12 protein-coding genes and 1 pseudogene are annotated in these 5943 nt (G+C 32.5%); 6 read left to right on the top strand and 7 right to left on the bottom strand.

Annotated elements, in window-relative coordinates; genetic code table 11:
• Positions 1-23 precede the first annotated feature (23 nt).
• Positions 24-188: pseudogene (locus CUN59_RS21500) on the top strand (NDH complex assembly factor CRR9); the annotation flags it as partial.
• 15 nt (positions 189-203) lie between these two features.
• Here CUN59_RS21500 and CUN59_RS15570 read toward each other — a convergent pair.
• The 6 genes from CUN59_RS15570 to CUN59_RS15550 form a co-directional block, all read right to left on the bottom strand.
• Positions 204-722: a DUF29 family protein gene (locus tag CUN59_RS15570; protein WP_104388701.1), complete on the bottom strand. Its 519-nt coding sequence runs from the start codon at positions 720-722 to the stop codon at positions 204-206.
• Positions 723-766: 44 nt separating this feature from the next.
• The gene (locus CUN59_RS21150) at positions 767-901 is read right to left on the bottom strand and encodes a type II toxin-antitoxin system HicA family toxin (protein WP_133164034.1); all 135 of its coding nucleotides are present in this window, start codon (positions 899-901) and stop codon (positions 767-769) included.
• Positions 898-1101 (bottom strand): type II toxin-antitoxin system HicB family antitoxin, encoded by a 204-nt coding sequence (locus tag CUN59_RS15565; RefSeq protein WP_104388700.1) that lies wholly within the window; start codon positions 1099-1101, stop codon positions 898-900. The genes CUN59_RS21150 and CUN59_RS15565 overlap by 4 nt, the downstream gene beginning before the upstream one ends.
• Positions 1102-1154: 53 nt before the next feature.
• Entirely contained in the window at positions 1155-1556 is a 402-nt protein-coding gene (locus CUN59_RS15560; protein ID WP_104388699.1) for a type II toxin-antitoxin system VapC family toxin, read from the bottom strand.
• Positions 1556-1840, bottom strand: coding sequence for a hypothetical protein (locus tag CUN59_RS15555; RefSeq protein ID WP_104388698.1), 285 nt, complete (start codon positions 1838-1840; stop codon positions 1556-1558). The genes CUN59_RS15560 and CUN59_RS15555 overlap by 1 nt, the downstream gene beginning before the upstream one ends.
• Positions 1841-1933: 93 nt before the next feature.
• Positions 1934-2440 carry a helix-turn-helix domain-containing protein gene (locus CUN59_RS15550; RefSeq protein WP_104388697.1) on the bottom strand — a complete coding sequence of 169 codons (507 nt, stop codon included), beginning with the start codon at positions 2438-2440 and terminating at the stop codon, positions 1934-1936.
• Between the two features lie 698 nt (positions 2441-3138).
• Between CUN59_RS15550 and CUN59_RS15540 the strand changes: the two genes are divergently transcribed.
• From CUN59_RS15540 to CUN59_RS15520, 5 genes are all read left to right on the top strand, one after another.
• The gene (locus tag CUN59_RS15540; RefSeq protein WP_104388695.1) at positions 3139-3537 is read left to right on the top strand and encodes a hypothetical protein; all 399 of its coding nucleotides are present in this window, start codon (positions 3139-3141) and stop codon (positions 3535-3537) included.
• A gap of 145 nt (positions 3538-3682) precedes the next feature.
• A complete protein-coding gene (locus CUN59_RS15535; protein WP_104388694.1) occupies positions 3683-4048 on the top strand; it encodes a type II toxin-antitoxin system PemK/MazF family toxin in 366 nt (121 codons plus the stop codon).
• Between the two features lie 148 nt (positions 4049-4196).
• Positions 4197-4409, top strand: coding sequence for a type II toxin-antitoxin system HicB family antitoxin (locus CUN59_RS15530; RefSeq protein ID WP_028082499.1), 213 nt, complete (start codon positions 4197-4199; stop codon positions 4407-4409).
• The gene (locus CUN59_RS15525) at positions 4406-4633 is read left to right on the top strand and encodes a type II toxin-antitoxin system HicA family toxin (protein ID WP_104388693.1); all 228 of its coding nucleotides are present in this window, start codon (positions 4406-4408) and stop codon (positions 4631-4633) included. The genes CUN59_RS15530 and CUN59_RS15525 overlap by 4 nt, the downstream gene beginning before the upstream one ends.
• Positions 4634-4704: 71 nt before the next feature.
• Complete coding sequence (locus tag CUN59_RS15520; protein WP_104388692.1) at positions 4705-5352, top strand: Uma2 family endonuclease; 648 nt, start codon at positions 4705-4707, stop codon at positions 5350-5352.
• A 27-nt stretch (positions 5353-5379) separates the two neighbouring features.
• Here the strand turns inward: CUN59_RS15520 and CUN59_RS15515 are convergent, their stop codons facing one another.
• Positions 5380-5898 carry a DUF29 family protein gene (locus CUN59_RS15515; protein WP_104388691.1) on the bottom strand — a complete coding sequence of 173 codons (519 nt, stop codon included), beginning with the start codon at positions 5896-5898 and terminating at the stop codon, positions 5380-5382.
• Positions 5899-5943: the final 45 nt, after the last annotated feature.

The raw sequence follows: 5943 nt of genomic DNA, 5'->3' as shown, positions 1-5943 counted from the left end.
GCTAAGGGTGCGGAATGTGGGTTTTAACTAGATTGACAATTTCTTCTTTGCGGATTTTACAACACATTGCGAAGGAATATGATGTTTCTATTGAGGAATTAACAGCAAAACAAATTATTACTTGGTTTGAAATTGATGCGAAAGTTAGACGGGAGAAAGGAGTTGAAGAGGCGTTTTTGAAGTGGTAGAAAATATTTGATAAATTACCTTTTTCCTAATTTCCAATCTTCACCACCGGGTAACTCAGTTAAATAATTATCAATGATTGCGGGTAATTCTTTAATTGAGTGATTATAAGTGAGATTTAGCAGCAATTCTGCTTGATGAATTATCTCTTGTTGGTCTACAAAATCTGCAAGTTGAAACGGACTATAAATGCCATTCATCACTTCTACGCTTGCATCTCGAATAGCTACATCTATTTCATTTTCAAGATAATCATTCCACTCATCTTGATTAATGTAATATGATTTTTTATTTTCTTTTAAATTCACATCTTCAATTTCTAAGATTGCATTTCTTATAGAAGCAGTCCAAGAATTAGTTAGTCGTTTTTCTATTTGATTTTTAATTAAATGAATTAACAGGATTTTTAAAAAAGATTTAATCTGTCTAATAATTGCTTTTTTACTCATCCCTTCTAATTCATCTACAATAGCCAAAGCATCTGTATAACGCTGTTCTAAAATACAGTTTCTGAGGTCTATTAGTTCCTGTGTCATTTTTTTATTAACCTCAAATACCAACAACCAAGACAATTATATCATTAACTATAGCAGGGAACAGGGAACACTATGGCTGAAAGCCACGCTTTGCTACCACGTTGACGAACCACAACCCATCCATCTCGTTCTAGAGCAGCGATGATTTTAGTGTATGGAAGGCTGGGAACTTTTGTCATAGAACCAACTCTCGAACAATAATACCTTCCCTAAAGGAAAATTCATTTTCTATAGGTTCAAGATATAACTCTATAGCTTCTTTAATATTTGCTAATGCCTCATCAACATTTTCCCCTTCACTGATACAACCAGGTAAGGAGGGAACATAAACGGTATAACCACCTTCATCACTAGGTTCTAGAATTACTCTTAGCTTCATATTTTTACATCCATATATCTTCATTACAATTTTAATTTTAGCTTGTTTAGATTTTATAGTTCTGGATGAAGTAAACGAATAAAGCCTTCTTGCTCAAAGTGTCTATCTGTTGTTAATGCTTCCTTAATACGACGTTCACGCATCAATACAAAGCTGATAGAGTCGCATAAAGAATAACTTTTATCCTGTCTGATCATCAATAGATCAATTGCTTTTCGATACAATGATTCATTAATCCAAACGGTTTCAATATCTGGATTATCCAATAAATCAATCACGAAAGCAAGTATAGATGAGCGAGGAAAGCGTCTAGCATTGGCTAAAGCAACATATTCAGCGATGATATAACTATGAGTTACCTTAACTGTAGCCTTTTGATATGCAATACACGCTAGACTATGAAGTGGCTCTGTGGGATAATGTAAACAAAGTAACCCGGAGGTATCAATTAACATTAACTCTCCTGGTGGTTATTAGCATACTCTTTCGCTAAATCTGCATCAATGCTTTCATTATCAATATTTGTACTATTATGAATATTGAGTGTGCCAAAATGACGCTCGAATTTTGCCTGTGCTAATTCTTTTTGTGCATCTGTAGATACTGGCAAAACTTGACTAAAATGTTGTTCTAGCAATGCCGTTGCTAAACTTTCGGGAGAAATACCGACATTATTAGCTTGTTGCTGAATAGCGATCGCTATTTTATCACTTAGTTCCAGAGTTAGAATTTGGCTCATAATAGGATACTCAAGAATTAATGTTATTATAACATTGATTGCGTACAGAGGAAAAAGGCAAAGAAAAAATCACAGTGGAAATTAAAAGCTTTATTATTCCGATTCTACCTGTTTAATTATCTCTAAAGGTAACTCTAATACCTCTGCGATTTGTTCATCACTTAAACCAAAATACCGTAATTTATCAATTTTTTCTATCTGAATTTTATTATTTTTACGTTGCTTTAATTGAGTATTACTAGAATTATTTTTATCTGATTTAGTTTTAGGTTGTTTAGAACTAATATTTATACAGCCAATTATATTTTGATTAATACTTTTATCACCTAAAAAAAGATTTACATTTCCCTGTCGTTCCAGAACAGATTTAAGATTACTTTTATCAACTGGTTCATCAAAAATATCAGATAACATTTGTAAAAGTTCGTAACCTACATCCTTTGCATGACCAGCGCTACAACCACAATTTTCGGCAATATCAGCATACTTTTGATGCTTTAGTGTCCCCTCAATAACTCCACGTTGCAAGTCATTGAGATGCTTGCCTGTGTTGAGATAAACAGCTTCATCCACAAGTTGTAGTAGTTCGTGAACCTGCATGGTTAGAAATGTAACGCGACATCAGTAATGATAGCAGACTTTATCCGTATTTTCCAGCTTTTTTCCGCCTGTTTGTAATTTTTTTTTGCGATCCGCTTTTTTCCGCTTTTCAGGTTTAGGTGTATGGTGTAGCATAGCCTAGTAAATTAAAATTTCAGACATCCTCTAAGATGGGTAAATATAAATTATGTAGGATATTATACGCCTCCTTTATTGTAGGTGCTGCTGTGGGTTATGGATTTGTAGCTATAACAGATCACAAAATTATTCAATGACAAGATTAGGGTTTAAACTTATCCTGAACTCAGGTTAGAACATATTTTTGGTTTACTGATAAATACTTTAGGGGTTTTTGTGATGTCAAAATTGGAGAAATCAAGTCCAAAACACTTAGCAATTGTTATCGGCAGTTTTTTTTCAATCTTTTATTCACTAATTTTGTTGTATTTCTTTTCTTAATGAATTTTCCGTTTTTACGAGAGTGTACAGAATCTAATTTTATAGGCGTATATGAAAAAACTTGTACCCTGAACACTGGGGCCGCTGTCTTTGCTAATATAGCTTGTCTAGTATTCTGTATCGACGTTGCTATTTTTGCATATAACCATCCCGAAATCTTCAAGTAAAGTCTAAATAGGTGAATTTTAGCGATAAGCAAAATAAAGAACTGCACAGAATTTTGTAAGGAATCTTTAAAAATGTCCAAAAACTTTAATCAAGACCTACAGAAAAATGCACCTGGAGTTTTTATTGCAGGTCTATTTTTCCTAGCGATCGGTATCATTGGGTTTATATCTAGAGGAGAACCCTTCACTATTGGAGATTTAATTTACTGTATTATAAGTGTTGGAATTAGCTTCTTACTGTTACCATTTCTCGTAATTATTTTATTATCAACGTTTTCGTTTTTTTCTCCAATAATTGGTTTTATTGGAGCTATCATTGCTATTATTCTTTTATATGGACAACCTGCTTTTGCTACCGGTCTTGGCATCTTAATTACATCAATAGGTGCGTTAATAATTACCCGAAACAATGCTAATAGTTCTGGGGGTAATTATACAGACGATACAGACGATACAGATAGACTTTCTTAGGTTATGCTTCTCCAGAATAATTCTAGTATTACCTTATCTGATGTCTATGCTGCTTTAAAATAGTATCATGATCATCGAAAATAAATGAGGCAACAACTATCAGAATTAGAGAATTTGATTCAAGAAATGCAAGCATAAACTCCTTCTGATATCTGTTCCTTTTCCTTTTTCTGACACATCTACCACAAAGAAAGGTCCAGCTTTAGTTATAACTGAATCAGACAATAATAATATTATAATTTGTCCTATTACCAGTAAACCAGGACGAGATTATGAAATTAAATTAGAAGATCAAGATTTTAGAGTGGGTAAATTAAATTTAAGTCCTTGTTATATTCGCCCTAATATTATTACGACGGTTGATAAAAGTAATGTAATTCGGTACGTTGGAAAACTCAAAGATGATAAACTTCATCAAGTGATTAGTACAATTATTGAAATTATAGAAAAGCCATCATCACCTCTACCACCAGCATCAAAAGCTTGGGAAAGAAGCAAAAAACCAAAATGATGCAATACCCAGATCCCCGACTTCTTAATTTAATCTTTGGTAAATAATGTTAATTTATCAAAGAAGTCGGGGATCTTTCGTTTGTGTTACAATAAAAGTCGAATATTGCTAACTTTATTAGTAACCTATCGCCATGACAAATAAAACCATGAAAAACAAAGAATTTTATGTAGTAATTGAAAGAGATGAAGATGGTATGTATATTGGTGAAGTTCCCCAACTTAAAGCCTGTTATAGTCAAGGAGAAACTATTGATGAACTCATGAAAAATATTAAAGAAGTTATTGAAATGTGTTTAGAAGAACTAGAAGAGGAATCAATAACTGAATTTATTGGTGTGCAAAAAGTAGTATTATCATGACTAAATTACCAACAATTACAGGAGAAGAACTGATTGCTGCATTAGAAAAAGCAGGTTTTTATATAGTCATACAAAAGGGAAGTCATGTAAGAATGAAACATGAAGATAATCGAGTTGTTTCTATTCCTTCCCATAGTGGTAAAACTATCGGAAAAGGTTTATTAGTAAAAATAATTCGAGATGCAGATTTAACTAAAGATGAACTGATAGAACTTTTAAATTAATTCTTAGGGAGAATTTTCCATATTCCCTAAAGTGATATAATAGAACAATTAAAACTGCGAGGTGAATTTCTATGGTAACTCTAGCACCTACTCACAGCAACACTCACACCAATAGCGTTATCCTCCATCATATTTCTTGGAATACTTTTGAACGAATTTTAGTAGAAACAGGTGGCGATCGCCATAACAGGTTTACTTATAATCAGGGAATCTTAGAAATTATGACTCCATTAATGCCCCATGAACATAATAACCGTTTGTTACAAAATCTAATTATTGTTTTAGTTGAAGAGTTAAATCTCAATGTCAAAAGCACTGGTTCATTAACTTGTAAAAGAGAAGATTTAGCTAAAGGTGTAGAACCTGATTCTAGTTTCTATATTCAAAATGAACCAATTATGAGAAATAAAACTAGTTTAGATTTAACTCAAGATCCTCCACCTGATTTAGTCATAGAAGTTGATTATGCTAGTTCTTCTATTGATAAATTACCAATTTATCAAGCTTTAGGTGTTCCTGAAGTTTGGCGTTATGATGAACCTGTGATGCAAATTTATAGTTTATCTGAGGATAAATATATTCCTTGCAATGGTTCACCAACTTTTGCAAATTTACCTTTAAATACAGAAGTTCCTCAGTTTTTAGCTTCTAGTTTACAAGTGGGTGAGGTGTCAATGATTAAGAATTTTCGGAGTTGGTTAAAAACACAAATTTCGTGATTACATTAAGAAGTCGGGGATCTTTAACTACTTGCGGTTAAACCAACTTTCCCCACCTGGTAACTGTATTAAAACTTCCGTTATCGCTTTCGGTAAAGTTTTTGCTGAATGTTCATAAGTCAAACTTAAAAATTGACAACCTTTTATTATCAAGTCCCTTTGGTCAATCATTTCCTCTAATTGAAATTGATTGTATGCACCATTGAAAACTTCTTCACTAGCATCAGCTATAGCTTTCTCTATTATATCTTCTAAAATTAAATTTTCCCATTCATCAACATTAATATAATAGGAATTTTTGTTTTCCTTAAGGTTAATATCTTGAATTTCTACCACTGCATTTCTGATAGAAGCTGCCCAAGAATTGGTTAATCTTTGTTCAATAGCATTCTTAATTAGATGTATTAGTAAAACATTTAGGAAAGCCTTTATTTGTCGCAAAATAGCTTTTTTGCTCATCCCCTCTAACTCATCAACAAGAGATAAAGCATCACTATAACGCTGTTCTAAAATACTATTTCTGAGGTCTATTAATTCCTGTGTCATATTTGTATTAACCTCAAATTAACTTGACTAAATTTAATATAGCAT

The organism is Cuspidothrix issatschenkoi CHARLIE-1 (assembly GCF_002934005.1).
GTDB classification, from domain to species: Bacteria; Cyanobacteriota; Cyanobacteriia; order Cyanobacteriales; family Nostocaceae; genus Cuspidothrix; species Cuspidothrix issatschenkoi.
This window is presented reverse-complemented; position numbering and strand designations above follow the sequence as displayed.